The sequence below is a fragment of the Proteus sp. FZP2095 genome (assembly GCF_023701425.1).
In the GTDB taxonomy this organism is placed as follows: Bacteria; Pseudomonadota; Gammaproteobacteria; order Enterobacterales; family Enterobacteriaceae; genus Proteus; species Proteus cibarius.
In genome coordinates, this window is record NZ_JAMQBJ010000001.1 from 1,470,868 (window position 1) to 1,497,309 (window position 26,442).

General features: G+C 35.5%; 28 protein-coding genes and 1 pseudogene. 7 read left to right on the forward strand and 22 right to left on the reverse strand.

The window, feature by feature from the left end; all coding sequences use genetic code 11:
- Positions 1-87: 87 nt before the first annotated feature.
- Positions 88-1,710 carry a hypothetical protein gene (locus NBG71_RS07175; RefSeq protein WP_075674185.1) on the reverse strand — a complete coding sequence of 541 codons (1,623 nt, stop codon included), beginning with the start codon at positions 1,708-1,710 and terminating at the stop codon, positions 88-90.
- Positions 1,711-2,310: 600 nt separating this feature from the next.
- On the opposite strand from NBG71_RS07175, the gene NBG71_RS07180 reads away from it, so the two are divergent.
- The 4 genes from NBG71_RS07180 to NBG71_RS07195 all read left to right on the forward strand — a co-directional run bounded on the left by NBG71_RS07180 (position 2,311) and on the right by NBG71_RS07195 (position 7,767).
- The gene (locus tag NBG71_RS07180) at positions 2,311-3,567 is read left to right on the forward strand and encodes a mechanosensitive ion channel family protein (RefSeq protein ID WP_075674186.1); all 1,257 of its coding nucleotides are present in this window, start codon (positions 2,311-2,313) and stop codon (positions 3,565-3,567) included.
- Between the two features lie 358 nt (positions 3,568-3,925).
- Positions 3,926-6,358, forward strand: a complete 2,433-nt coding sequence (locus NBG71_RS07185) for a DMSO/selenate family reductase complex A subunit (protein ID WP_075674187.1) — start codon at positions 3,926-3,928, stop codon at positions 6,356-6,358.
- A gap of 11 nt (positions 6,359-6,369) precedes the next feature.
- Complete coding sequence (locus tag NBG71_RS07190; RefSeq protein ID WP_250916723.1) at positions 6,370-6,987, forward strand: DMSO/selenate family reductase complex B subunit; 618 nt, start codon at positions 6,370-6,372, stop codon at positions 6,985-6,987.
- 3 nt (positions 6,988-6,990) lie between these two features.
- Positions 6,991-7,767, forward strand: a complete 777-nt coding sequence (locus tag NBG71_RS07195; protein ID WP_075674188.1) for a dimethyl sulfoxide reductase anchor subunit family protein — start codon at positions 6,991-6,993, stop codon at positions 7,765-7,767.
- A 74-nt stretch (positions 7,768-7,841) separates the two neighbouring features.
- Here NBG71_RS07195 and NBG71_RS07200 read toward each other — a convergent pair whose 3' ends face one another.
- A complete protein-coding gene (locus NBG71_RS07200) occupies positions 7,842-8,384 on the reverse strand; it encodes a DUF924 family protein (RefSeq protein ID WP_075674189.1) in 543 nt (180 codons plus the stop codon).
- 698 nt (positions 8,385-9,082) lie between these two features.
- On the opposite strand from NBG71_RS07200, the gene NBG71_RS07205 reads away from it, so the two are divergent.
- A complete protein-coding gene (locus tag NBG71_RS07205; protein WP_036912664.1) occupies positions 9,083-9,262 on the forward strand; it encodes a GhoT/OrtT family toxin in 180 nt (59 codons plus the stop codon).
- Positions 9,263-9,638: 376 nt separating this feature from the next.
- Entirely contained in the window at positions 9,639-10,553 is a 915-nt protein-coding gene (locus tag NBG71_RS07210; RefSeq protein WP_099660635.1) for a helix-turn-helix domain-containing protein, read from the forward strand.
- Between the two features lie 62 nt (positions 10,554-10,615).
- On the opposite strand, the gene NBG71_RS07215 is transcribed toward NBG71_RS07210, so the two are convergent.
- From NBG71_RS07215 to NBG71_RS07305, 20 genes and pseudogenes are all read right to left on the reverse strand, one after another.
- Complete coding sequence (locus tag NBG71_RS07215; protein WP_250916724.1) at positions 10,616-11,032, reverse strand: GNAT family N-acetyltransferase; 417 nt, start codon at positions 11,030-11,032, stop codon at positions 10,616-10,618.
- A gap of 176 nt (positions 11,033-11,208) precedes the next feature.
- Positions 11,209-11,601 (reverse strand): tail fiber assembly protein, encoded by a 393-nt coding sequence (locus NBG71_RS07220; protein ID WP_180273036.1) that lies wholly within the window; start codon positions 11,599-11,601, stop codon positions 11,209-11,211.
- A 13-nt stretch (positions 11,602-11,614) separates the two neighbouring features.
- Complete coding sequence (locus tag NBG71_RS07225; protein ID WP_342601562.1) at positions 11,615-12,814, reverse strand: pyocin knob domain-containing protein; 1,200 nt, start codon at positions 12,812-12,814, stop codon at positions 11,615-11,617.
- Positions 12,797-13,177, reverse strand: a pseudogene (locus NBG71_RS18845) (hypothetical protein); the annotation flags it as partial. The pseudogene NBG71_RS18845 and the gene NBG71_RS07225, both read right to left, overlap by 18 nt.
- A 5-nt stretch (positions 13,178-13,182) precedes the next feature.
- The gene (locus NBG71_RS07230; RefSeq protein WP_099660638.1) at positions 13,183-13,839 is read right to left on the reverse strand and encodes a DUF2612 domain-containing protein; all 657 of its coding nucleotides are present in this window, start codon (positions 13,837-13,839) and stop codon (positions 13,183-13,185) included.
- Positions 13,836-15,023 (reverse strand): baseplate J/gp47 family protein, encoded by a 1,188-nt coding sequence (locus tag NBG71_RS07235; RefSeq protein WP_075674203.1) that lies wholly within the window; start codon positions 15,021-15,023, stop codon positions 13,836-13,838. The genes NBG71_RS07230 and NBG71_RS07235 overlap by 4 nt, the downstream gene beginning before the upstream one ends.
- Positions 15,016-15,360 carry a contractile injection system sheath initiator gene (locus tag NBG71_RS07240; RefSeq protein ID WP_075674204.1) on the reverse strand — a complete coding sequence of 115 codons (345 nt, stop codon included), beginning with the start codon at positions 15,358-15,360 and terminating at the stop codon, positions 15,016-15,018. Before NBG71_RS07240 ends, NBG71_RS07235 begins: the two co-directional genes overlap by 8 nt.
- Positions 15,357-16,049, reverse strand: a complete 693-nt coding sequence (locus NBG71_RS07245) for a Gp138 family membrane-puncturing spike protein (protein WP_075674205.1) — start codon at positions 16,047-16,049, stop codon at positions 15,357-15,359. Before NBG71_RS07245 ends, NBG71_RS07240 begins: the two co-directional genes overlap by 4 nt.
- Positions 16,050-16,051: 2 nt before the next feature.
- A complete protein-coding gene (locus tag NBG71_RS07250; protein ID WP_075674206.1) occupies positions 16,052-16,864 on the reverse strand; it encodes a baseplate hub protein in 813 nt (270 codons plus the stop codon).
- Positions 16,833-17,153, reverse strand: a complete 321-nt coding sequence (locus NBG71_RS07255) for a phage baseplate plug family protein (RefSeq protein ID WP_075674207.1) — start codon at positions 17,151-17,153, stop codon at positions 16,833-16,835. Before NBG71_RS07255 ends, NBG71_RS07250 begins: the two co-directional genes overlap by 32 nt.
- A gap of 18 nt (positions 17,154-17,171) precedes the next feature.
- A complete protein-coding gene (locus NBG71_RS07260) occupies positions 17,172-17,654 on the reverse strand; it encodes a phage baseplate protein (RefSeq protein WP_075674208.1) in 483 nt (160 codons plus the stop codon).
- A 2-nt stretch (positions 17,655-17,656) separates the two neighbouring features.
- Positions 17,657-19,960 (reverse strand): phage tail family protein, encoded by a 2,304-nt coding sequence (locus NBG71_RS07265; protein WP_250916726.1) that lies wholly within the window; start codon positions 19,958-19,960, stop codon positions 17,657-17,659.
- Between the two features lie 82 nt (positions 19,961-20,042).
- Positions 20,043-20,501, reverse strand: a complete 459-nt coding sequence (locus tag NBG71_RS07270; protein WP_075674210.1) for a hypothetical protein — start codon at positions 20,499-20,501, stop codon at positions 20,043-20,045.
- Positions 20,502-20,563: 62 nt separating this feature from the next.
- The gene (locus NBG71_RS07275; protein ID WP_075674211.1) at positions 20,564-21,016 is read right to left on the reverse strand and encodes a phage tail fiber protein; all 453 of its coding nucleotides are present in this window, start codon (positions 21,014-21,016) and stop codon (positions 20,564-20,566) included.
- Between the two features lie 10 nt (positions 21,017-21,026).
- Positions 21,027-22,514 (reverse strand): DUF3383 domain-containing protein, encoded by a 1,488-nt coding sequence (locus NBG71_RS07280; protein WP_075674212.1) that lies wholly within the window; start codon positions 22,512-22,514, stop codon positions 21,027-21,029.
- Positions 22,515-22,522: 8 nt separating this feature from the next.
- Positions 22,523-23,035, reverse strand: coding sequence for a phage gateway protein (locus NBG71_RS07285; protein WP_164530574.1), 513 nt, complete (start codon positions 23,033-23,035; stop codon positions 22,523-22,525).
- Positions 23,036-23,130: 95 nt separating this feature from the next.
- Entirely contained in the window at positions 23,131-23,580 is a 450-nt protein-coding gene (locus NBG71_RS07290; protein WP_075674214.1) for a lysis protein, read from the reverse strand.
- Positions 23,577-23,981: a structural protein gene (locus tag NBG71_RS07295; RefSeq protein WP_075674215.1), complete on the reverse strand. Its 405-nt coding sequence runs from the start codon at positions 23,979-23,981 to the stop codon at positions 23,577-23,579. The genes NBG71_RS07290 and NBG71_RS07295 overlap by 4 nt, the downstream gene beginning before the upstream one ends.
- Entirely contained in the window at positions 23,974-24,282 is a 309-nt protein-coding gene (locus tag NBG71_RS07300; protein WP_075674216.1) for a phage holin, lambda family, read from the reverse strand. The genes NBG71_RS07295 and NBG71_RS07300 overlap by 8 nt, the downstream gene beginning before the upstream one ends.
- Positions 24,283-24,645: 363 nt before the next feature.
- The gene (locus NBG71_RS07305) at positions 24,646-25,461 is read right to left on the reverse strand and encodes an antitermination protein Q (RefSeq protein ID WP_250916727.1); all 816 of its coding nucleotides are present in this window, start codon (positions 25,459-25,461) and stop codon (positions 24,646-24,648) included.
- A 238-nt stretch (positions 25,462-25,699) separates the two neighbouring features.
- On the opposite strand from NBG71_RS07305, the gene NBG71_RS07310 reads away from it, so the two are divergent.
- On the forward strand, positions 25,700-26,437 hold the full coding sequence (locus NBG71_RS07310; protein ID WP_075674218.1) for a LexA family transcriptional regulator: 738 nt from the start codon (positions 25,700-25,702) through the stop codon (positions 26,435-26,437).
- Positions 26,438-26,442 lie beyond the last annotated feature (5 nt).

Here is a 26,442-nt window from a genome sequence, read left to right on the forward strand (position 1 = left end):
TTATTCAGTAATAATAATCTCATCCATTTTATATAGACTAAGAGCCACATAAGTGGCTCTTAATTTATGGAAAACGAAACAGAGGCATCAAGCACAAGGTAAGCGCAGAGATACCGTATACATATTCTCCCCGCAAAGGTAGCAATTACCTGTATTTTCAAAGACCATGACTTGAATACCTAATTGCCCTACTTCAATATTTGGCAACGCATCTGCCAAAATACTTTCTAACGCAGGTTCTAGTACTTCAACCACATTAATAGGCTCATTATTCGGCGTGGTATCCTGTAAGAAATTGCCTAAACGAGGATCATCAGCATAAATTTCAAGTGTAGAACGATACACCAACGTTCTTTCACTACTATTGACCTTAGAGTAACCATTAAAAATGATAACCATTTTTTGAATATTCATTTTGGCAACGCGGTTTTTAATCTGTAAACATAAAGAAGGTACGAGCCTAATATTCACAGAATTAAAATAGCGATCACAAATTTGTGGAATAGTGACACTAATACAAGGTTTAGGTGCAATATTTTTAATTTGTTTACCACACTCCCCCGTTAAAGAATTATCGACAATAATACGTTCACGTCGGGAGAAACAAATATTATCAAAGATATCAACCGTAAAGAAAGAGATATAATGAATACCATTAGTTAACGCTTGATTTTCCAGCCTTACCGAAACAGCTGACTTGTCAGTACAAGGCAACATTTTTAATTGGTCATTAAAATAAAAACCAACCTGTGTGCTTTCGCTAATATCGCGTCCTAAAATTAGGTTTGCATTCACACAATAATTTTCGCTGTGATAGCTTAAAATACCATTTAACGTTGCCGGAACTTTTGGCGATGGTAATTTTTCGGTTGTCATTTCAACATAGTAATCTCTTGATTTAAGAGGTTTATCCGGCTCTTCGCTATTTTCAGATTCAGCATGAAAAACAGCAATTTGCTTAGGTTCACTCTTCTTAATTTTCACTTTAAAATTTGCGATACCGTACTTATTAGTTTTTCCTATATTAATTTTTTCACCATCGGAATTATAAATTTCTGGTTCAACCTCTAAGCTACTATTATCCGTATCGTAAACGAGCTTTACCTCTTTATTTGAAACATCTTCACCTTCTTTATCCTGTAAATGTACAACAAAATTTTTAGGTACACTTGCCCATTTGCTTGGCCATTGCATCGATTCCGAACGTATTGTCAGTAAATCATCAAACTTTTCACAATTAGTCACAGCGCAATCAGTGTTAGGATTAGGCTTTGGAGGCGTAACTCGAATTTGAATCGGCGTTGCGTAATACACAATGCTTTCATCATCTTCATCTTTTAATATCAATTGCAATGACGCCACACCATTACGATTTCCCGTTAAAGAGATCTCTGTTTTATTATTATCCACTATCGTAATGTAGACATCTTTATTATTAGGTAAAATTAAAATCCCTTTAGGGCTTGTACGCCATTCGGCTAAACGCAGATTAATCCCCGTTACAACAACCTCATATTTGATGACTCTATTCATTTTAACTTCGTTATCAGCTTCATCGGGTGATGATTTGATCTGATTAAATTCAACTTTCACATCGGCATCAACGACAACTTGTGATTGTGCATTATAAATAGGGGGCTGAAAGGCCAGAATGTCCTTCTCACCTTGTATAATTTTTTGCAGGCGTTCTTCTTTTGTTTCGATATTCATTGAGTGATTTCCTTTCTTTTTCCGATTCCATTTTTAGCTTAAAGCAAAAATTTTGAGTGAAAATCACAATAGAAAAAAGTCAACTAAGTATTGTTGTCAGATGGAAGAAATAAATACCTAATAAACAATAAGATAAAAATCGATCCTAATAAAATTATCTCAAATTGATCGCTAAAAAATGCCTTTAACATAAAAAATAATTTAAATTTTAAAATATTTTTGTATAAAGCTATTGACTGTTATGGAAATGTGATTAAAATCAATATCAGAAAATATTTGTGACGTGAATCACATTTTATTAATAGGATACTTAATATGAAATCAATGACTTCTTTTATTACTCACCTGCACCAAGTTGTTGTACAATTATCATCAACTCGTTTACTGTAATTATTTGATTTAAAAATAAAATACAGTATAAAGCCAGAAGTAGCACCCTCATCGCACAAAAGACTATTTCTGGCTTTTACTCCTCTCTTTACGTTTATTCATTACCTCGTGTACCCTCGTATTTTTCGTAACAAAAAATTCACCTTCTTGAACTAAGCTCTCTTTTCTGTACTCTTAATATATAGCTCACATTAACTATGAGGATATTTTATGCAGCAGCAACTGCTTACATGGATACGTCAATTCAATGAGGAGTATGCCCAAATCGCTTCTCTCCTACTCGTTTTAGCCATTATTTTTCTTGTCGCAATCATTCTCCATTTTATTTTGCACAAGTTAGTCTTACCTAAAATTTCCAAAGCAATAACTCAGTACGATCAGAAATGGCAACTTTCTCTAGAAATAAATAAACTATTTAGTCGTTTTGCTTTTTTAATCCAAGGTGTTGTTGTTAATATCCAAGCGCTGGTGTGGATGGGATCAGGTAAAACACAAGAAATTCTCACCACCAGCGCTCAAGCATGGTGTTTAATTTTCGGCTTGTTGATGCTTTTCTCTATTATGGATCTCTGTATGCAGATCATGAGAAATTCATCCTCATTTGGCCGATTACCATTAAAAGGTATTTTTCAAAGCTTAAAACTCGCCGCCTCTGTGCTAATTGGGATAATGATTATTTCCCTACTTATTGGCAAATCACCACTTATTTTACTTAGTGGTTTAGGTGCCATGACGGCTGTATTAATGTTGGTGTTTAAAGATCCTATTATGGGATTAGTTGCCGGTATTCAACTGTCTGCAAACAATATGATAAGCCTTGGTGATTGGCTAGAGATGCCTAAATATGGTGCTGATGGCGCCGTTATTGATATTAGTTTAACGACCGTTAAGGTGCGTAATTGGGATAATACTGTCACCACTATTCCAACTTATTCTCTGATTTCAGATTCCTTTAAAAATTGGCAAGCAATGACAAAATCAGGTGGACGTCGTATTAAACGAAGTCTTGCTCTTGATATTAATAGCATCCATTTTTTAGATAAAAAACAACTTGATGATCTAGAAAAAGCTCACTTATTAGCACCTTATATCAAAAATAAGGAAAGCGAAATTAATCAATTCAATGCAACTTTGGGCAATGAATGTCAAACGCCATTAAACCAGCGTGGCATGACCAATATTGGAACCTTCCGTGCGTATGTTGAAGCTTATTTAAAAAACCATCCTAACGTACATAAGCAAATGACGATTATGGTAAGACAATTAGCACCCACCTCAGATGGGCTTCCCATTGAAATTTATGCTTTCACTAACACCACCGTTTGGGTTCAATACGAGGCTATTCAATCAGATATATTTGATCATATCTTTGCTATTTTGCCTCAATTTGGCTTAAGAGTTCACCAATCTCCAACTGGAAATGATGTAAGAGCACTCAGATTTCCTGCTGAAAATAATCCGCAATAAATCATTTTGTATTAAGTAAAAAAGGAGAATTATTCTTCTTTTTTACTTTTCTTATTAACAAATATTTTTATATCTTTTATTTTGTTATCATGTTAACAATCTTGTTTTTCTATATATTAGCAAAAATCGATATGTTATATTTTATATATCGTTCGATTGTTAATTCCTATTTATTTGATATTTTATTTACCACTAAAGTGGTATTAATCAGAAATTGTAACCATTTGTTTAATAATTATTTTTTTATATAACGTTATTAACATTTTTTATATTGATATAAATCATTATAGGTAGAAGGGTTATAACTTAACATATATATACAACTTTACTTGTTGTGAAAAATGTTAGGGTAATGTCAATGTCAAAAATTAAAAATAATACTTCTATGACTGAAATGAGTCGGCGTGGATTCATTCAGTCTGCAGCAGTTATTTCTGGAGCTGCTGCTGTTGCAGGAACGGTTTCATTACCATTCGCTGCTAATGCTCAAACTCCCCAGGGTATTCGTCCTGATGAGACTTCTGAAACTATCAAGTACAGTGCATGTCTAGTGAACTGTGGTAGCCGTTGTCCATTAAAAGTTCATGTGAAAGATGGTGTGATTCGCCGTATTTCTAATGAAACTATGTATGATGATTCAACATTTGGTCTTCACCAAATTCGTCCGTGTCTTCGTGGTCGTTCTGTACGTTGGAAAACATATAACCCAGATCGTTTAAAATACCCAATGAAACGTGTTGGTAAGCGTGGTGAAGGTAAATTTGAACGTATTTCTTGGGATGAAGCGACTTCAATCATCGCGGAAAAATTAAAATATACCATTGAAAAATATGGTAATGAGTCCATTTATTACCAATATGGTACAGGCTCTACTGGTGCAAACTTACACGGTAGAACTGCATGTAAACGTTTATTAAGTACTGTCGGTGGTTTTTTAAGTGACTATGGTACTTATTCATACTCTCAATTAACTGGTATTGTGCCTTATGTTTATGGCGATATGCTGGAATCACTGTTAACAGAAATTGAGAATTCAGACTTAGTGGTGATGTTTGGTCATAACTTGGCTGAAACACGTATGTCTGGTGGTGGTCAGTTCTATGAAACGTTAAATGCGTTAGATAAGAGCAAAAGTAAAGTTATCATCATCGACCCTCGTCGTACCGACAGTGTGACAACATTAGGTGCCGAATGGATCCCAATTTATCCAGGTACTGATGCTGCATTAGTGGCTGCATTAGGCTATGTGATGATCCAAGAAGGTATCACCGATGAAGATTTCTTACGTGAATATTGTGTCGGTTGGGATAAACAAACATTACCTGCATCAGCACCTGAAAATGGCTCTTATAAAGATTACATTTTAGGTAATGGCCCTGATGGCATTGCAAAAACACCTGAGTGGGCAAGTAAATTAACTGGTATTTCTGTTGCACGTATCATCCAATTAGCGCGTGAAATTGGCGGTGCAAGAGCAGCATGGATTTCTCAAGGTTGGGGCATCCAGCGTACTTCAAATGGTGAGCAAGCATGTCGTGCGATTATGATGCTACCATTAATGTCAGGTCATATCGGTCGCCCTGGTACAAATACTGGTTGTTGGGGCGGTAACGTCGCTTACCCTGTTGCAAGCTTTGCACTTCCTAACCCAGTAAAAACGCTGATCCCAACTTTTATGTGGTCTGAAGCAATTGCACGTGGTGAAGAGTTAACCAGTAAAAATGCTGGTGTTAGAAATAAAGATAAACTTGATACTGGCATTAAATTTATGTGGTGTTATTCCAGTAACGTGATTGGTAACCAACACGCTGACTTGAATAAAACACATGATTTACTGCAAGATGAATCAAAATGTGAGTTTATTTTAGTGTGGGATAACCACATGACACCATCTGCAAAATACGCTGATATTTTACTGCCAGATGTGACAACAGTTGAGACAAACGATCTTATCAATAACTCTTACGCCAGTGGCGCTTACCACTATGTTGTCCGTTTACAAAATGCGATTAAACCACTTTGGGAAAACCGCCCTTGCTATGATGTCTTAACTGACATTGCAGAAAAGATGGGTACCAAAGAACAATTCACTGAAGGACGTACTTACGAAGAGTGGATTGAATATTGCTATAACCAAATGCGTGAGAAAAACCCAGCGCTGCCTACATTTGCAGAAACTAATGATGTAGGAATTATCGATCGTAAATTACCTAACCGTAATCAATACGTTGCACTCGAAGCATTCCGTCAAGATCCTATCGCTAATCCACTAAAAACAGCGTCAGGTAAGATTGAAATTTATTCTGAAAAACTAATGCAAGATACTGATGGCTGGGTGTTACCAGAAGGCGATCGTATCCCTGCAATTCCAGAATATTGTAAGAATGAAGAAGGCGTTGAAAACGTTAAGCTTAAAGAGAAATTCCCTCTGCAAATGACTGGTTTCCACGATAAAGGCCACGTTCACTCAAGTTACTATAACGTTGCTATGTTACGTGAAGCTATTCCTCATCAATTCTGGCTAAACCCAATTGATGCGGCTGAACGCGGATTAAAATCTGGCGATATCGCTGAAATTTATAATGCCCGTGGTCGTTTGAATATTCTCGTCAAAGTTACAGATCGTGTATTACCTGGTGTGATTGCAGTACCGCAAGGTGCATGGCGTTCACTTGATACAACAGGTGTAGATACAGGTGGATGTATTAATACATTAACAAGCTGGCACCCATCGCCGTTTGCTAAAGGAAATCCACAACATACAAACCTTGTTGAAGTGAAACGTGCATAAGGAGTTAACTCATGAAGCAATATGGTTTTTATTTTGACTCCACTAAATGCACTGGCTGTAAAACATGTCAAGTCAGTTGCAAGGATGAAAAAGATTTAAATTTAGGCCCTAAATTCCGTCGTGTTTACGAATACGGTGGTGGTAGCTGGGCAAAACAAGACGGGATCTGGACACAAAATATCTATAGTTATTATTTATCCATTTCTTGTAACCACTGTTCAAATCCTACTTGCGTTGCAGGTTGTCCAACTGGCGCTATGCATAAACGTGAAGAAGATGGTTTAGTGGTTGTTAACCAAGATATTTGTGTTGGTTGCCGTTATTGCGAATTACGTTGCCCTTATGGTGCGCCACAATTCGATGAGAAGAAAAAACTCATGTCTAAGTGTGATGGTTGCTACGAACGTGTAGCACAAGGCATGAAACCGGTTTGTGTTGAGTCTTGTCCTCAACGTGCGCTTGATTTTGATGATATTGAAGTGATCAGAGCAAAACACGGTACTGAATGTGGTATCGCGCCAATGCCTGATCCTAGTTTGACCAATCCAAATATCGTGATCAAAGCACACAAAGAAGCTAAACCTTCTGGTGATAAAACCGGCTCAGTTCAAAATGCGGCGGAGGTATAAACCATGCATGAACTTCCTCTAGTCTTTTTTACTGTTTTAGGTTCGTCAGCAGCAGGCCTGTTTCTTATTGCTTATATCAGTAAAAAATTAGGTCAAATTGATGAAAACCAACTGCGTAATGCTAATATTTTAGCCTTGATTTTAATGTTAGTTGGTTTAGGTATTGGTGGATTACACGTTGGTCAGCCACTGCGTTTTTTCAATATGTTATTAGGCGTTGGTCGTTCTCCAATGAGTAACGAAGCCTTCTTAAGTGGTGTGTTTACAGGTTTTGCTTTTGCAACTGTTGCACTCACTATTATGAAAAAATGGAAGGGTTTACGTGAAATTTGTAACCTACTTACTGTTGTTTTCGGTCTAGCATTTGTTTGGTCAATTCCACAAGTCTATCATATTCCTACAATTGCTAACTGGAATACAGACTACACCACATTGCAATTTTGGATGACGCTGTTAGTTGGCGGTGGTGTATTAGCAATGGCTACAGGTGCAAGACGTTTAGGCGCATTATCCTTTATTATCGGTGCCATTATTACTTTTGCGACTCGTTCTGGTTATGTTAGCTTCCTTGGCTTTACAGGCCCTGAACTTAGCGCTGATCAATCTCTATTTTGGGGATTCCAGTTAGCTGTATTAGCATTAGGTGTGGTTATCGTAGGATTTACTGCAGTAAAAGCGCAAGCATCAAAAATGACGCTAGCAACTTGCGCGGCTGCGGTCATTATTGCTGAGTTATCAGGCCGTATCGCCTTTTATAACTTATGGCATATTACTATGTAATCTTAATTTTATGGCTGATTAATCGTCCATAGAAAAGAGACAAAAATGCATACCCGAAAAGGTATGCATTTTTTTTAGAATGAAGAGCCAGGTTGCTGTAAAAAATCTAATTCTTCTGGCGTAGATGTTCGACCTAAGATGGCATTACGATGAGGATAACGACCATATTTATCAATAATTTCTTTGTGTCTTAGTTCATATTGATAAGTATTTTCATCATCAATCTGAGAAAACAATATAACCGCATCTTGATGAATTTTAGGTGATTCTGAATGCATAAATGGCATTATCATAAACTTACGTTTAACTGGTGCTAATGTCAGGTATTCAGGTAACCGGATAGCTTCTTGCGCTAAGATTAATGCCATATTATCTTGGGCAAAGGCTTTTGGCGTATCACGCCAAATATTACGCGAGAACTGATCAAGAATAATAATCTCAGCTAAGCGCCCTTCTATCGTTTCTCTCCACGATGCTAGTTCACCACGACTTGCACTTAAACATAATTCACCAAATCTACGGCTAATTTCTTTATCAAACTGAGTATCTTTTTTAAACCATTGCTCTGGTGTGCATTCTTCAAACCAAAACGTCAAAGTTGATTGATAAGGGATCATAAAAACTACCACGCTAGTTGTTTATTAATCAAAATAGCGTTTATTTTCATCAAAATAAACGTCATTGGCGAGTTACTACTTTGGTAAGTTACCATTTTAATATAGCAACAGCTATTGATCCCTATCCGAAAAGGACATAAAAATAAATCCCCTCTTTAATCTTTAAAGGGGATTTAAAATGCTTCCTAGCTAACGCTTAAATCCATTAAGTCGCGCCATCCATAAGCCAATTTATTTACAAATATGTATAAAATGGTATTCATTCCATTTGTTACATTCTGTCGATATTATGATGCAATTTAACTAGCCTGCACATTTTACAAGCATCAAATTTATCTCTGTATCTCTATCCTGCCTTAAAAATCAGCATTTAAAAATTTTAATTTTTATAGTGAAACCACTAAAAAAGATCGATACCGTCTTATTTTATTTTTTAAAAACATCATGTTATGACAATAAAGATTGTTATAAATAAACAATTAAATCAATGCACTACATTTCAACTTTTAATTTTTCTGCTTTAACCTTGTTATTATCTTGTGTGATTACACCCAAAAGAAACCAGAGATCAAAAGTGAGATGAATGTTTAAAATTTGCACATTAGTAATGACATTTATTGAAAAGTTTGCCCTATTCCTCTGTTTCTTTAACAATTTTGGAGTACAATTGTTGCAGTCTATTTACTGAATGATCTGTTATGTCTGCTATCTCTATTATTGGAATAAGCTACCTTATTGGAGCTGTAATATCGTTTATTATTACTTTCTTTTTAACCAAAGATCCTAGTCTTGCCATGCGCCTTTTAAGCGCATTATTAATTGCCTTAACTTGGCCTCTTAGCTTTCCTATGGCACTTATCTTCTCTATTTTTAGTTAATTTTTTTAATTTAAACTTAATAACAGTAGTTATATTCTATTAAATTAGAATAATAACTATTTTCTTTTCTACTCTTAAATAAATATATTAGCTACTTTTTAAAAATAACACTTTTAGCTTAGATTTTATCTAAAAAAGAATATCTAATTGCTCGTTATTTCATTCAAGAAATTACAATATTAACAAGCAATGTCAATACGTTATATTTAATAGTCACTTTATCGAAAATAGAGTGCCATTTTTAAACATAATATTCGAGTAAATATTTTTATAAATTTACAATCAAGCTTAATTTCATTACAGTATCTTATGTAAATTGGTCGAATACGCATATTATTTACCATCACCAATAATAATTTTTAATTAGAGCTAGAATATGTTTAGTGAAAATGTCATTACAGATATTATCTATTGGATTGAAGAAAATTTAGAGAAAGATCTAAAACTTGAGAATGTTTCACAAAAATCAGGATATTCCAAATGGCATCTTCAACGCATGTTTAAAGAGCAAACAGGATTAACATTAGCGTCTTATATTCGAGCTAGGCGACTTTCTTGTGCCGCTGTTGAATTACGCTTACAAAGAACGCCACTACTTGATATTGCGTTAAAATATCGTTTTGACTCGCAACAAACTTTCTCAAGAGCGTTTAAAAAGCTGTTTAATATGACGCCCTATAATTATCGTAGAAAAGAGAATTGGCAGGCTCATGGCTTTACATTACCGTTAAGAAAATTTAGTGGTTTTAATTTAGATATCGAAATCGTCACTATTGATTCTCTCTCTTTAACGGGAATAGATCACACCTATAAAGCCAATGCAATTGATTGGAATTTTAATACAGAAAAATCACGAGAAGAGTATTGGAAGGTATTTTTTCAAAATGCGCTCTACAAACATGAGCGAATTTATGCTTTACATAATATTTTATCTAAGAAAAATAATGAATTAACGATAAAATATGCAACTATGATGGAAAATAAACCTGAAGTGTATAATGCACAATTTTTGCATAAAGCGCATATCGAGAATGCTAAATATCTTAAATTCACGATCCCTGAAAAATTACTCACATTAGAGTATAAAGATATTATCTATAATATTTATGGTATTTTACTTAGAAAGTTAAATATACCCAGAAAGAAGGGGTCGCCCGATATTGAGGAATATATTTTTAAAGAGGAATATCCAGTTTCTAGCCTAGCTTATAAACCAATTCCTTTAGTGAAAGATGTGAATTACTATATTCCTATCGAAATTGAGCTTAACGATAAAAATAAGATAAAATAGTTTTGTTTAAAACCATCTATTTCTAGATGGTTTTTTATTTAATACGCTATAAGAAGTTCTTTTTACTTAATAAAACAATAAATCATTTCAGGATCATTTTCATCAAGGTTTTCAATACAACCACTTTCAATAAACCCTAACTGAATGAGCATATTTCGCATTGCATGATTAGATTTATTGGTTGATGTAAATAGCTTATCTCCTTGCGTATTCTCTTGAAAATAAGTAATCAAGCGTTTTCCATAGCCTTTTTGGCGATACTTCTTATCTATCATCACAAGTTTAATAAAGGGCTGATTAAAAAAGTGATGATGAATAACACCATAACCCACAATCTGCGCATCCACTTCAAGAAGATAAACAGCTTGGCTAGATAGCCAAGCTTTAATTTCTTCAATACGCGAAGCATCCTGTTGAGCATAAGTATCTAACTCAATAAGCGCAGAAAGATGGTGGTATGTGGCGGAGGTGATTTTCATGGTATTTTTTTGTTAAACAGCTTCTAATATTTAGAAGGTTAAGTTTATATTATCGGATTACTTTTTGCAGAAAAATATATAACTAGAATTGATATAGTTTAGAATTTTTTCATAGCTCACAACCACTATAAGATTAGTGAGCTAGTTATATAAAAACTAAGATGAATAATATAGACTTAATCTGGTTTTTCTGGCCATTCTATATTTTCACCATCATTAATATTTATCTTAGATAACTCTATAAAATATTTCATCAATTTATTTCTCCTTATTCTTTCATCCGCGGTAATAATTTTCAGCTCTATTGAATAATCTAATAATCTCAATTCATTAGTAACCCAACTTAAATTTCGCCTCTTATTTCCATTAGCAAATGAAACCAAATCCTCATCATCTCTCAATTCAGCCAATACTGGATACCCATTCTTATCTGCTTGAATTTTTTTATTAATACCTTGGGAAGAAAAAAGCTCAATATAATATTCATAAGAAATTTTTTTAACATCATCAGGAATATCCTTATGAATCGTTTCATCAAAAAATCCATTTTTTGATGCAGAATAATACATAAAAGCTCCTCTGTTAATATCCAATTGCAAACCAATGGTAGCTATTTTCATAAGATTGGTGCACTACAGTAAAATTAGATTTTGTTAAGTTTATAATAGAAACACCATTATTATATTGGTCGCGATTTAATTTACTGGAAACAGAAACTACAGAAGTACACTTATTTGGAAAAGATAATGGAAAAATTATAACCTTACCACCATCTCTAGGTATAGCGCCAGTGTTTCCCCATTGATAAATAATACCTGTATCATTACATTTCCACCAACCACTATCAGCTTTACTTGCTGTATTTCTAGAACCAAAATTCCCTTTTGGTTGATATTTACTATCAGACTCACCTTTGGAATAGCTATAACCCGATGTTAAATAGCTTCCTTTTGGCTGATATTTTCCATCTGATTCGCCTTTTGAATAACTATAACCTGATGCTAAATAATTCCCTTTCGGTTGATATTTACCATCTGATTCACCCTTGGAATAAGCCCCCACATCAGCTGCTGTCGGTTTATTTTGACTATTAAACTCTTTAGCCCAAGGTGTAAAATTACCTTTATCATACTGGCTACGAGAATAAATACGGCTAGTGTTATAAACATAATAAAGCTGGGTAATGCCTGCATTTTTTAAAACAATTAATGTCCCCGCCATCGCTTCTGGGTAATTTAAATTTGCCGTTGCATTCGCATTGGCAGGCTGAAAATAAATACCCGCTGTTTTATAGTTATTTAAATTTTGATTCGCGCCAATTGAGATAGCTTGACCATTAAAAATATCTTGCGATGTTACTGTCACATCACCACTCAATGGCTTATCATTAACTTTACGCGTTATGGCAACATAACTACCTTTAGCTTGATATTTATTATCCGCTTCAGATTTTGAGTAACTATAACCCGCTGCTTGGTAATTCCCTTTCCCCTGATATTTACTATCAGATTCTGTTTTAGTATAGCTTTCGCCTTTAGTCGCATAATTTCCCGCAGGCTGATAACTTCCTTTTGGCTGATATTTACCATCCGATTCTACTTTGGTATAGCTTTCCCCTTTGTTAGCATAATTTCCAGCTGGGGCATAATTCCCTTTAGGTTGATATTTGGTATCAGATTCTGCTTTTGAATAACCATAGCCTTCAGCTTGATATTTACCTACAGGTTGAAAACGTTTATCTGCATCACCTTTAGAATAAGCACCTACATCATTTGCATTAATATCAGCTTTTAATTCAATCCATGCATTACCTGCGACTGGCTCAACATTATTATTTTCAATTTTAGACTGCCAAACTTTATTTTTATGATAAACCACACTACGAATAGGGTAAGGTTTCCCCGCTTCCGACCACTTAGCAAAACCCTGCAATTGCATTTCACCAATAGACTCGGTGATATCGTGAAATAAACTATTCATTTTTTCACGTTCAATATCTTTTGCAGCCGGATCAGTCACTTGGTCACGTTCATAATCATAACCATAACCTTGTGTATAAGACACAGAACCATCAGATTGTATTTCAACAGGTACAACTGTTTTATCCCCTTGTGTTGCAAAGGGGGTTTTAAATATTTTAGTCATAGGGATTATTCTCCGAAATTACTCTTCAGAAAGTTTTTACGATATTGACCATAACCAAAAGCTTTTTTGGTTATGATGCGATATTTGACACCTACACCTGAAGGGCGAGGCATTAAATCGAAGTTTTCTAATAAAAGGCGTAAACGTTCATCTGGATTAAAATTAAAAACGTAATACATATACGTCATATCAAAAGGATCGAGCACAAAAACCTTGCTATCCTCACGCCAGAAAAAACGTTTAAGAAATTCATTAATATTGGTTACGGTAGGACTTTGAGTGAGATTGAAATAACGCATTCTCACCAGCATTCTTTTTTGATCTAAAGTCAGCGATAAAGTGTAATCAGCATTTCGTCGAAAATTTGCTTTAAAATTGGTTTTCTTTTTACCAAAACCAAAACCTATTTTGTTTTTATCACTAGGAGGAATATCGATGCCTAAAGGTACATCTAAAATACGTGACCATACTGATAAACCAAAATCGTTAGCTGTATCAATATTAAAGATATCTCGATACCAGTTTTGCCAAAAAGTAACCGTAGATTGATTAAAGTAAATAGCTTTTAAATGTGCTAATGCTTTTAATTTATCTGCGTTTTCATATTGCCAGAGGATTGCTTTTAGTAGATCAGAATGAAAATCAAATTCTTGAATATTCATACGATCACCACTTGTACTGCCCCTTTTGGTAATCGGGCAATTTGATTAAGTTTGATAGGAATTAATGCAACATTCCAATTTTTTCCATCTGTTGAAAGTTCCACTTTAGTGACAAATAAATGAGGCTCAACCGCATTAACCGCTGCTGAAATTTCAAAAGGAGAAATTTCTCGCCCAACCACCAACCCATTATCTCCATCTATTTCGCCCTGAACCCATTTCTCTAGCGCATTAGGAATAATGGTTTGCGCATCAATATTGGATTTTTTTACAGAAACACGGCAAAACACAGGCACTTCTTTCGGACGTGAAAACTTAATAGGATATTCTTGCCCACTTGCTGGCTCTATTACATTTATTTCAATATCACCATTAAATGCAGCGCCTATTGTTTTTGTTCTTAATAATGATTTAGCAATTTCATGGCTATCTCCACCTTCCACACACACATAAATGCTGTGAGGTAATAATGAGATACCATCGACAACTAACGCTTTATCATTAAAATTTTCACGAAAAGAAAGAGAATTAACTCCCTCTAATTCATATAACGAAGAGGTAATTGCTTCTGCAACACTAACTGTATTTTTAGCTAATGTTTGTTTACGCCGACGCCTTGCCTTTATATCTGACTCAGCATGGCGACCAACAACAGCATGGGTTAAGTTATTTACTTTTTCCCATCCTAAGACAGAACTTGCCACTTTATTTAATTGCCCAACGCCACAAGCAATAGGACCATATTCTTTGGCTCGCATATCGCCTTTAATTTTCCCGTTATTAGCGATAATTAATGGTGATAACGTTTCAAAGGTAGCACCTGTTATTGTGAGAGCCTGAGAGCCTTTAGGAATAATAGTACCGGGGATACCAGTAAACTCGACGTCACTTAAATAGGAATGTGTGGCATTAATACGCTCTCCGCCCATTAACGCCCAAATTGCATCGAGAAAAACACCACCAGCAATATCGGGATTTATTTGATTTGCGAGCTCAGCATTATTACGAACAATGGCATCTCTATTTTCAATTTCCATAGTTGCCAATACCCCTTGTGGGGTTTCTGGCGATAAATTAATAGATTGACCAAATACAGCGCGAAATTCATCTTCGACATTATTTCGTAACGTCGATGTGTCTGGAACAATCACCCCTTTATTATTAATATAACGATAGTCAGCCATTCAATGTAAATCCTCCATATATCGTGCGTATATCTGCCTGATATTTCAATGTCCCCTCTTCTAGAAAAGCATGGAAATAAGTGATAGCAACAACTTCCTCTATTTCTGCAATACGTTGTCGAAATGCCATTTCAAATAAAGGTATATCTACTTGTCGACTAAACGTTGCTGACCAATAAGGAATTCCTTTATCTTTTTTATGTAGCATTTCACCACGTACAGCTTTAATAAAATGCTGACAAACGTTTTTTACAGCTTCATCGTTGTCGCAAATTTGAAGGTTACCATCAGCACCTATCGCAAAATCATTCTGCTGATTTATTGAAAATGTCCTCATATTGGACTCCCTGTATTATCTTTCCCTGATTGCACTCCACTATGAGTATGTGTTGAGCCGATATCCTTTCCGTTATGGCGCATCACTCCACCTTGTGAATCACTATTACCATTTACGGCGTAATTACCATTAACCGTCACATTGCCAGTAAATATCGTTTCAGGTGCATTGATTTCATATTTTGGGGCTTCTAATACAACTTTATCGTTATGAAGAGAGAAACAGACTGAACCATCCATTGACTGAATAACCAAGGCATCAATATTCTCCCCATCAATCGCCCATCCTTTGATCGTATCAGGAAAAAACATAGCATCACTAAACGAATGTAATCGTGTTGTATTGGGTTGATCTTCCAAACCACCACGTTGAAAAATAAGGCTAATATCGCGATCACTCGCCTTTAGCCAGCCAAAGTCACCCGGTTTAATTGGCGCTCTAATAAAAAAACCGCCACCACCAAATCGAAACACGGGAATATTAGCAACCGGTGCCCGAGAGATTTTTTCATCATCCGTAGTCAACATCATGACCAAAGGTTTGATCATGGCTCGATTAGTTTGCTCATCATAATTAATGACGGTTGCGGGTAACATATCATCTGTATTCATCATTAAATGGCGAAATGCAGACGAAAAAGCCCCTGCCAGTGAACCAACACTGGCAATATCATTATTGGGTTTACTCATAATTAAGCTCGTTTACACGTTGCGGTATAAGTGAAATCTGCATCATGTGAAGCAACTTTAAATTCAAGTTGCTCAATAATGTAGTCACCATTTAGTGAGGTATTTAATTTGCTATCGAGGCGAAGCATTCCGCCTAGTTCAGATGTGCTATCGATAAGATAACTCACCGTTAAGCCACTCTCAGTGGCTTTGGGAATTCCAATCATGCCTGAATTCATATTCAAAATACGAAATCGGCTTTTTAATGCTTTATCATCATCTTTTACAAATAACGTATCATCATCAATAAAAGCTTTAACATTTCCCGACTCTTGTAAACGCTCTATTTGATGTAATGCAGAGCCACAATAATACCAATTAGCAATATTCTTATCGGTTGCCTGAAAATCCAATTTCACGCCACAATCATTAGCAATGGTTAACGCGATTTCACTCAATTTTTGAATTGCGCCACCACTAGAAGAAATAATTTTTCCAGAACAATGGTGGCTAGTTTTTGCAGATAACGTTACGGTGACATCCGGAGGAGAGTCTATTTCTGCACTGACAATATCGCCAATAAAAAGTGAGAATAGCCCAGAGTTAATTCGACCAACTTCTAAATAAAGTCGTCGAACTTGCTTATTTTTATTATAAGGACTTGTTTCCGTCAGCAAATAATCTCTTGTTTCGGTATTAAGCCCTGTAATAGCGATTTTACATTCGTTTTGTAATGGATTTGCATATTTCTTTCCTCCTGCTGATATACGCAATCCTTCATACCATTGAAGCCTTTCACCGACCTCAATCCCCACCCTTATTCGCCGAAGATCCATCTTCATTACTCCAATACACTAATGATTGTGTTTTTGTAAATTCCTCATACCACGGTAAAGCATCATTTTCTGTTAGAAACATTAAATTAATCCCCTGGTTTAAATATCGATAAGGGATAATAGGTGTATTAGCAACTAAGCGAATACCTGTAATAAGCACTTCACCATCTCGCTCAATATCAAAAAACATTGTTTGATTAGCGACTTTTAGCGTAAATGTCCAATCAACACCGGCTATTTCGATAGAAAATCGCTGATTAGGAATAGCTTGTAATGGAATAACTTGCATTTTATCTATCTCCTATTTTTATTTTTTTCCTGCTTGTGTTGATTTTTTACTTTTGACATTACCACGATTAACTGTTGAGGTTTGTTTTGGTTTTTTGGTCGATTTAGAGGATTTTTTATTATATTCGGGCTCTATTGTTTTCCATTCTGTAAATTTAAGTTTTAATTCGATGGCATTCACTTTTTGGGGATCTTCATCGTGAGTCAAACTTTCTAACAACATTGGTTGATAGGTTCTGACTCTAGTTTGAATTCCCACTAATGTATGTTCGTCATAAAGCTGCTTTATAATAGAATAACGATCCGCAATATCACCCGTTAATAGTAACTCGACACCTATATTAATAGGATTAATAATGACGTGGTCGCTACGATTTTCGCCATTTTCAACCGCAAATTTAATGACTTGATGACTATCAGTAATTGAAACTTTCATCGGATTAACGCTATCAAATAACGTTGTGAATGACTCTAAATCAAAAATTCTAACTTCCGTTATCATAGTTAAGCCTTCCCTCCGCTAGAATAATGCTCTGATATTTCTTTAGAGGCTTTATTTTTCAATGTCTCATCAAGAACTTTAGCAACAGCAACGCCATCAGTGGCTTGTGTTTCAACTCTGATTTCACCAATTTGAACATTATTTTCATTTTTAATGCTTGATTGGTTACTGATCATTTGGCTAGTCATTGGGTTTAAACTATTTGTTGAAGATAGTGTTAATCCATTATTTAACGCATTTACATCTTGTATTGGATTATAATATCGCATCGTTGGATTTGACTGTGGCAGGGTATAATTGAGACTACCTTCATCAGATAATTTTCGCTCTACTTTTTGAACAACAGTGACCTCTTTCTCGTCATCTTCCATTCCCAAAAAGCTTTTTGCTGATTGCCAAATCCCCTTTATGGAATCAATCCCCTCATTAACCCAACCTAATATTTTCTCTATATATTCCCACATCCAACTAAATACACTAACCACTGCATCAGAGACAAAAATAAAGACACTAATTATCGATTGCCCCCACTCGATAATATTATTAATGCCCGCATTAAGCGCTATAACAAATTGGTTAAATGCGTCAGATATATAATTCCAAGCAGCAATAAATTGTTCCGCAAGAACCTTTGAAGCAATCTTTAAAGATTGAACAAAAGTTTGCCAAGCTTCCCATACAACCATTATTGCGTCTTTAAGCACTGGGTATTGATCCAAAATGCTGCCTATCATTGAATCATTACCACTAATAAAATTCATAATATCGTCATAGACGAGTTTAAATGCCGTCGCTAAGAGACCAATAACCGCTGCAATAGCTAATATAGGAAGTGCTGTAGCAAGTGTAGCAACTGCCGCAGATATCATCGCGGGCAGATAATAAATAGCAACAGCGCTACCAATCGCGGAAAAAAAACCGATAACAAAATCTTTATTCTCAATACAGAAACTAACTAATTTATCAAACCACGTTATTCCTTTTGCAAGAACAGGAATGATTATCTCCAAAAAGTTGTTTTTTAATTGTGCTGCTAATTGATCAAACTTATTCATTACTGCATTAAGTTGAATAGAACTTTCGATACTTTCATCATTAATGCCAGAGAATTGTTTTTGCACCCCCATTGTGCGCTCTAATTCTTCCCGGCCTTTCATCATTAATTCAATGGTTTTTTCATCCACAACACCCAATTTTTCCAGCTCTTTTTGGGCTCCTTCAAAGCTCATTCCTTTGACTTTGTCTGCTGTTTTTAATAGTTGTTCGATAGGATCTTCTGTATCAGTAAATGCATTTGCCATTGCAGTTAAATCGGCTTGAGCGGCTTCTTTTGTTCCTCCCATTTCAGCCATAGCACCGGAAAAAGCATCGATATCGATAGCCGCGATACCTATCTTCTTACTTAGTTTATCTAATGACTCTATTTCTTTGGCACGATCTAATGAAGCAGTGAAAACCTTTTGTAAAGCTCCCGTAATATCCTTAACCCCCATAGCGTTAAGAACATAATCCTTCATTTTCTCTACGGTTTTTTGATAGCTCTTACCTGTTTCATCAACACTCTCACCTAATCGACGTTGAGCTTTAGCTTCTTCGACCGCAGCCTTAATGCCTTGTGTTTGCATTGTGCCAATAAAAGTATCGTAATCGGCGCCTAATTGCTTAATGAGCGCATCAATAGCAATTTTACTTTCTTTATTTTTCTTCTCGGCTTCAGTTAAAGATCCCAATTCATTATTCAATGAGGATAGTTGATCCTCCATTGCATCATATTCAGCATTGAGACTTGCTAAAATATGGGCTTCAGCCACACCATTGTTATTAACCAATCCTCTTTGATAATCTAATACCGACATAGAACTTTTTAGAAAATCAATACTTTGTGTTACTGAATTAATTTTATCTTGAGTTTCACTAATATTAAGATCAATATTTATTGGTTCATCAAGTGATAAGCCCAACATACCCACTAAGATTTCTTGCAAGAATTTATCAAACTCTTGCGTTCCCATTAGCGCGCTTTTAACAATGCTTTGAATTGAATTTTCAACGATTACAGAAGCACTTGTAATTTCATCACTATTAAATGAAATACTTATGTCATGATCTTCGGATAATTCACCAAGATTGAGATGAATTTCTTGAACAAAATTATAGAAACTAGTGATACCGTCTGAAACACCCTGCTCAATATTTTTCATCTCAACAAGGATTTCATCTGCCGATTTTCTGATATTTGCTAATGCACTATCAGATACTTCAGCCTCCAACATCAGTACCTGAGAAAATACCTGTAATAGAGACATTATCTCTCCTTTGACGCGGCAAGCGCCTCGTTATAACGATTAGTAATCGCGATCTCCCACAGATCAAAGGCTTCTTCTAGATCTATGGTTGTTTTGAGTTCTGTGAAGGAGGCGAAACCCGCGGAGATGATGACTGCAAAGAAGCCATCAGCGTTTTTATAATCGACGGGAGAGAACCGCTGAACTTGCCTAGAAGGTATTGTAGGAAATTTTGGCTCCCGTCTTTGCCGAAAAAACTGGTATTGTACTTCAACATTTCGAGCTCAAGACGGATCAAAGCTTCTCCATCGGGCACATGATTATCAATTAATGTGCTGGTTTTTAGATAAATTTCTTGCCCTTCTTTTTCGATTGCAACATAAGCCATCATTTTTAACATGGCTTCTTTGCTAACTTCATAATCACCAATTTTGGGTGCATTTGATAAAGGGTATTTAGCAAGAATTTCTCGTCCAATCGTTGCAGGTAATCGGCTAATAATAAAAGTGTGTTCTTCACGATCACTATCAATAACAGTGATCTCTTTTGGTTTAATTAACATAATTAAATTCCATAAAAAAGGCGACCGAAGTCGCCATTACATTAAATGAATAACGCTAAAAATTAACGTGCTCTGACACGATCAAAGTCTTGGAAAATAAAGGTGTATTGCTTAGATTTAAGGCGAGCATTGTTTGATATTGAATTACCACGGCTACCATTAGTAATTCTGCCATTACGAGCAGTGGTAATAGAACCATCACCATAAGAAGCCACTAGTGTAATAATATCGCTTGCATGACGACGTCCTCGTCTTGCTGTATTTGCATCAAGCAAAATAGCCAAGTTTTCATCTTCTTCGCTACCTGCTAATACGTTGATTGTCACAGTTTGAGGTGTAGGTGCCGACCAACTCACTAAATTACCATTAATATCTACTGCGGTTGCTGTAATATCGACAGCCGGTAAATCTAATGGATCACCCTCATCCGAAAATGTGGTAATAGGAATACCTGCAGGAAATGTGTTACTTGCCTGAATAATTAAACTCAAACCTGTTGCTGAAATATCGTTCATTGTTTGTTCCTTAAACTAAATTATGTGAGCCTTCAACTTTACGAACCCAATCGCCTTTACCATAAATTAATACATATTTCATAGTGTATTCTGGTAAATTTGAAGGACCTGTTTCTTCAACGATTTCAGCGTTGTACCAATAACCTTTGTTTTGTACATCGTGCCACGCTAAATCATCACCTGCTGCATCTGTAATTGCGATTTTTTGTACTTCAGTCAGCATTTTACTGGTAAGAATAGTGCCATTGTTTAATGCTTTCGTGACAGCGCCGGCAATAACCATCATGGCTCTTGCTTCTCCATCTTTATTAGCGGGGATCCCGCGAGTTGAAAGTAATAAACTCAACCACTGCTGTGCAATATAGGCTTTTAGCCATTGCTCATTAGTATGAACACTCATATCTAATGGATTAGAGGCATTTCCACATAAAAAACCACGTTGATAGAAACTAATATCAGTACCAGTAACAGCCGTTTCACCGTAGTAGTTCACGCGTAATTTATCTAATCGATCAGCTGCAATATCTGTCTTAACTTGAGATGGGAAAGTGATACCAAATTGGCGATACATATAGTTAGTAGTCGCGTTTGTGCGATCAAAATCTGTTGCCGCCATAATTGCCATAGGTAGAGCTTGAACAAAAAAGCCGTCATCTGTTTTTAAATTTAAGCCTGTTGATGCCGTACCAATTAATGCTTTACTGTAAATTTCAGCTTGTTTATCTGGAACTGACAAATAGAGCTGATATTTTACATTTTCACCTGCAATGTACTCTGCGAGCTCAACACTTTGCTCTACCGAAAGCTCGGTTAAGAATGTCGCACTACCAAATGAATCAGAAATCGCTTCGGCAGCGATAAATGCTTGAAGAGCTGTTTGTGCAACATTACCTTCAGATGCCTCTCCGTCACTTAATCCCATAGCATCAGCTAAAGGCGAATGTTCCATAGTGATCGTCGCTTTTTCTTGTACACCACCACTCATCAAGAAAGCACCATCAAGCGCATTAAAAGTAACGTAGCAACTTGCAAATTGAGGCTCACTTTCAGCGTTTAGTTTTGCTTGAATAAGAGAAGCAACATCTGCGTAAGACTCAATCTCAGTCAGTGAAATACCCGTAATATTTTTGGATACATCACCAATAGTTAAACTCAGTGTCCCTTCTTCAATTTGCTTTAATTTATCAAGTGTTGCTGCTGGTGTACCAAATAATGTCGGTGCCCGACCTACAGGTTCAAAAGAAGCAATTTGTAGCTCTTTAGGTTTGCTAATAGGCGCAGGACTAACATAACTAAAATATTGACGAGCGAATTTAGCTTCTAGTGATCCTGCGCCAAGCAACTCATCCACTTGCCCACTGGCAAATTCAAGCACTTTCCCCGCTGGAATTTTAGGATTTGTTGAGAAAATACGAGCTGTAAGTTTGCGCATAGGTGCAGCCGATGCACCAACAACCGCGCTCGCAATATCAATATAGCGAGTTTGTTTAATAGACATATTTATCCTTAAATACGATATAGATTAGAAATAAGTAAATTTGTAGCAGCAGTGTCTAAAGATAAAGTGCTGGAAAATGTGATATTAAAATCAAATGAAGGATTATGCTCATAGCTATTTCCAGCATTTATTATTGGCGATCGTCTAATTTCGCTCGCTCGTTGTATCCCTATTCCCACTTTTCTCATTGATTCAACAAAAGACAGCGAATTAATAATCATTCGAGTCATTCTAACTAAATCACCTGCTGTTAAATTTGAATGTTGTTTAATAAAACCTTGTACCTGAAGTGTTAATTCAAACAGTTGTTGCTCTTTATGATTTGCATTATTACCCTGAATATTATAATTTCTTTTTTGCCAACCTTGGCCAACCTCCTTTATAGGGAAAAACATAATAATATTATTATCTTGTATTTTTTCTGGCTGAAAACCAGCAATAACATCAACATTAATATCTGCTGATTTGAATTGTTTTAATAGTTGTTCACGAATGGCAATATTAATATCATTATCTTTCATTTCACCTCCTTAATATAACTCTCCTTTTCTTTAAAAATATTTAATCCATTTTGTTTATAAATATTTTATTTATTATAAATTACTTAAATGGATTTTTAATTAATACATTCTTGGCGAATATAATCTTGTAAACCTAAAATGATCTGTTCTGACTGAGCAATTCGTTCTCTGAGTATCCAATAATTTCGGATAGCGGTGTCAGTAGGTCTGGCGGAGTTTGCATTAACCAAGCTGGTGGTGGGAGTGGCTGAGGCTTTAGGGCACTCTGCTTTGATATACACCCGCTCAGGAGCACGCTTACTAATATCACGCAGCTGATCAATTTCTTTTCTTGCATGAACAAGTTCCTGTAAATGTCGATTATCAAGTTGATTAAGCCGATTTATTCTTAATTGATAATCTTTATTTTCTGCAATCTGCTGAATAAGAGATTGATTAATATTGTCGTATTCCTGTTGCAAAGATTTGTTTTTATCAATTAACCAAAGTAATACTATTCCTAAGCATAAAATCGCTATTAGCATTATTTTTGATAAATAATTCATAGCATCAACCAGGCATCTTCAAAAACTTTCTCTGAATAAGGTTGATAGCCAAGTTCAATATTGACAATAGCAACTGCTAAAGGAATGGTGATATTTTTTAATTGTGTATTAATTGGGTTGTTAGCATCAATACCAATTTCTTTTGATGCTCGGCTAATATAGCCTGCTGTATTATTTTCGTTAGGTGGAGCATAACGATTAATAATCGTTCTAATGGTATTTAAACCATATTTTTTTTGGTAAGTTTGTAATAATTTGTAGATAGCTCGTATACCATATTCAGGTGAAATAAATTGACAAAAATCTTTATCTGTTTGCTCAACGGATAATCCCTGCCATTTCGAACCATGCCGGATATTACCCGGATTATGATTACGCTCACCTCGTGCTATTTTAGCCATTTTTAACTCCTGCTCTCCCTTTAAGGAGTTTACTCACGGAATCCACTCCAACATAGCCAATAAATACACTGGCTAAGTAAGCAAACTCATGATTAATATTAAATAAAATTAAGATGTCTTTTACGAACCAAGCAAACATTGCACACATCAGCCCATCTATAGAGGTTTTTTTCCATCCTCCGCCGTTATATAAACCTCGAAGAATAGCCATTCCTCCAGCTAGAGAGGCTGATATTCCTTGCTCTTTCATTGAAGAAAGAACAATAAATACCTGTTCCCATAGATCTGGATTTTCTTTCATTGTTTCTCATGGCTTACCTCCAATAGGAGGAACTGTAATAAATCATATACTCATCTACAGCACTTAAATTTAAGCACTGTTTTAATATGAGTATCTTTATGTTTTATTTATCTAATTAGATAAATGGAGAATATAAAAAAAGACCACATTGTGGTCTTTAATTGAAGATAAAATTTAACAGATATCATTAATTTATATTAGTTAAGAAAATCGAGAAACAAAAAAACCCCACCGAAGTGAGGCTCTTTATATTCTGTTGTGAGGTCTTTAGATACAAATCTCTCACTGTGGGGATATAGTATGCTTTTTTTTCCTGAAGGTCAATAACTAATTTCTACAATTAGAAATAAATATAGAAAATTATTACTTAAAAGTTACTTCTTGAAGAATTTTTTCTGACAAGGACTCTTCTTTAAAGCATTCTTCAACTAAAAGTTCAAATAACGGCTTATAATTACTGTAGGCAACAGTTTTAGAAACACTCACTACCGTTTGTACTTGTTCTAATACTTCGCTGAATTTTAGACGAGGATATCCACGTCCTAAACATTGATTACAAGGTTTGAAAACAGGCATACTCTGTTTTTGACTCTCTTTTTTATCTAAAACTTGACCACGTCCATGACAACGACATGCCAAACGAATTTCGGCTTTTCCCTTACATGTAGGGCAAATAACTCGAGTTATCTCTCTCACTTCACGGTAAGAAGTCTTATTTATTGGTTTAACTTTAAGATCATCTTTGAGATTTTGCTCAAGCTCTTTAACCGATTTTGAGGTGTAGCTTTTAGTGGTAAAAACTTCAACCTCAATAAATCCGTTACTACAATCAGGACACGCTTTCTTACTTGCAGCACTTCTTGCGTAATCTTGAAAAGCATAATTAGCAATGACCTGCAAAACTTTAGCTTTATCGTTTTCAGTTAGTTTATCAATCGCTTTATATTGATAAGCTTGGGTTAATGCATATTGGTAAAGGCTTTCTATCGCTTCGCTTGGGTTACTAATACTATGTTTAGCTAAAAACAATTCTATTCCCATGCGTCCTTTTCGCGTTGCTAGGCTAATTGATGTCATTACATCGGTTACTGAGAGTGAATCTACCGCTTTAACAGTTCTTACATCACTTAATACAATGCTTTTTGGTGAAAAATATTTAGGTAAGTCTGCTAGTCTCATTTAATGCTCCTGTTGATTTCCTATCACTACTCATTGGTCATCCATGTACCACGACAAGGCATGGCATTTATGCATCTAAATCACCCGCATTTTACGGCGTTATCTCAACGTGATTTTTACTTACCACTCTTGTTTTGGTTTATTTAGTTAATTTCTTGTGCTTTTTGCACTTTTATTAACTAATAGTTAATGCTATATTTTAACCAAGGTGACGTCAAGCAGCAAAGGAAATTAACTAATGGTTAAAATCGATAATAAAACGGAGTTCACAAAAAGGCTTCAAGAAGCTTGTTTAGATTCAGGGATTGCTGGTCGTGGGTTAGGTAAAAGAATTACAGATGCACTTGCTGAACAAGGTATAAAAGTCAGTGCTCCAGCAGTGTGGAAATGGCTAAATAGCGAATCAATTCCCGATCCAACGAATATTTTAGCATTAAGTCAATGGCTCGATGTTCGAGCAGAATGGTTAGAATATGGGCGAGGAGCAAAAAGAAACGATGGTGTTTCAGTCAATGAAATGACACCTGTTGATGATTGGGATAATAATACACCGATAGAACGAGATGAAGTTGAGATCCCCTTCTATACTACTATTGAATTAGCTGCCGGTTTCGGAAGTTGTACCACAGATAATCAGAAGGTGGAGTTATTGAGATTTTCTCGTTCTACATTTAATCGCTATGGCGTTCAACCTAGTGATGCCGTTGCTTTTAAAGTTCATGGTGACAGTATGTCCCCTGTTATCCCTGATGGTTCAATTGTCACTATCAGTACAGGACATACAAAAATTGTTGATGGCGGTATTTATGCTATTCAACAAGGTGATCTTTTGAGAGTCAAAATTTTACATCGACTTCCCAATAACACCATAATCATCCGTAGCTATAACACTATTGATTACCCAGATGAGCGTTCTACATTAGAAGAAGTAAAAATTTTGGGCCGAGTATTTAATTGGTCCGTGATGGGTTGGTAGTTTAT

Coding starts and splice junctions, on each gene's coding strand:
- NBG71_RS07175 (WP_075674185.1), bottom strand. CDS start 1,710: ATGAATATCGAAACAAAAGAAGAACGCCTGCAAAAAATTATACAAGGT.
- NBG71_RS07180 (WP_075674186.1), top strand. CDS start 2,311: ATGCAGCAGCAACTGCTTACATGGATACGTCAATTCAATGAGGAGTAT.
- NBG71_RS07185 (WP_075674187.1), top strand. CDS start 3,926: ATGTCAAAAATTAAAAATAATACTTCTATGACTGAAATGAGTCGGCGT.
- NBG71_RS07190 (WP_250916723.1), top strand. CDS start 6,370: ATGAAGCAATATGGTTTTTATTTTGACTCCACTAAATGCACTGGCTGT.
- NBG71_RS07195 (WP_075674188.1), top strand. CDS start 6,991: ATGCATGAACTTCCTCTAGTCTTTTTTACTGTTTTAGGTTCGTCAGCA.
- NBG71_RS07200 (WP_075674189.1), bottom strand. CDS start 8,384: ATGATCCCTTATCAATCAACTTTGACGTTTTGGTTTGAAGAATGCACA.
- NBG71_RS07205 (WP_036912664.1), top strand. CDS start 9,083: ATGTCTGCTATCTCTATTATTGGAATAAGCTACCTTATTGGAGCTGTA.
- NBG71_RS07210 (WP_099660635.1), top strand. CDS start 9,639: ATGTTTAGTGAAAATGTCATTACAGATATTATCTATTGGATTGAAGAA.
- NBG71_RS07215 (WP_250916724.1), bottom strand. CDS start 11,032: ATGAAAATCACCTCCGCCACATACCACCATCTTTCTGCGCTTATTGAG.
- NBG71_RS07220 (WP_180273036.1), bottom strand. CDS start 11,601: ATGTATTATTCTGCATCAAAAAATGGATTTTTTGATGAAACGATTCAT.
- NBG71_RS07230 (WP_099660638.1), bottom strand. CDS start 13,839: ATGAATATTCAAGAATTTGATTTTCATTCTGATCTACTAAAAGCAATC.
- NBG71_RS07235 (WP_075674203.1), bottom strand. CDS start 15,023: ATGGCTGACTATCGTTATATTAATAATAAAGGGGTGATTGTTCCAGAC.
- NBG71_RS07240 (WP_075674204.1), bottom strand. CDS start 15,360: ATGAGGACATTTTCAATAAATCAGCAGAATGATTTTGCGATAGGTGCT.
- NBG71_RS07245 (WP_075674205.1), bottom strand. CDS start 16,049: ATGAGTAAACCCAATAATGATATTGCCAGTGTTGGTTCACTGGCAGGG.
- NBG71_RS07250 (WP_075674206.1), bottom strand. CDS start 16,864: ATGGATCTTCGGCGAATAAGGGTGGGGATTGAGGTCGGTGAAAGGCTT.
- NBG71_RS07255 (WP_075674207.1), bottom strand. CDS start 17,153: ATGCAAGTTATTCCATTACAAGCTATTCCTAATCAGCGATTTTCTATC.
- NBG71_RS07260 (WP_075674208.1), bottom strand. CDS start 17,654: ATGATAACGGAAGTTAGAATTTTTGATTTAGAGTCATTCACAACGTTA.
- NBG71_RS07265 (WP_250916726.1), bottom strand. CDS start 19,960: ATGTCTCTATTACAGGTATTTTCTCAGGTACTGATGTTGGAGGCTGAA.
- NBG71_RS07270 (WP_075674210.1), bottom strand. CDS start 20,501: ATGTTAATTAAACCAAAAGAGATCACTGTTATTGATAGTGATCGTGAA.
- NBG71_RS07275 (WP_075674211.1), bottom strand. CDS start 21,016: ATGAACGATATTTCAGCAACAGGTTTGAGTTTAATTATTCAGGCAAGT.
- NBG71_RS07280 (WP_075674212.1), bottom strand. CDS start 22,514: ATGTCTATTAAACAAACTCGCTATATTGATATTGCGAGCGCGGTTGTT.
- NBG71_RS07285 (WP_164530574.1), bottom strand. CDS start 23,035: ATGAAAGATAATGATATTAATATTGCCATTCGTGAACAACTATTAAAA.
- NBG71_RS07290 (WP_075674214.1), bottom strand. CDS start 23,580: ATGAATTATTTATCAAAAATAATGCTAATAGCGATTTTATGCTTAGGA.
- NBG71_RS07295 (WP_075674215.1), bottom strand. CDS start 23,981: ATGGCTAAAATAGCACGAGGTGAGCGTAATCATAATCCGGGTAATATC.
- NBG71_RS07300 (WP_075674216.1), bottom strand. CDS start 24,282: ATGAAAGAAAATCCAGATCTATGGGAACAGGTATTTATTGTTCTTTCT.
- NBG71_RS07305 (WP_250916727.1), bottom strand. CDS start 25,461: ATGAGACTAGCAGACTTACCTAAATATTTTTCACCAAAAAGCATTGTA.
- NBG71_RS07310 (WP_075674218.1), top strand. CDS start 25,700: ATGGTTAAAATCGATAATAAAACGGAGTTCACAAAAAGGCTTCAAGAA.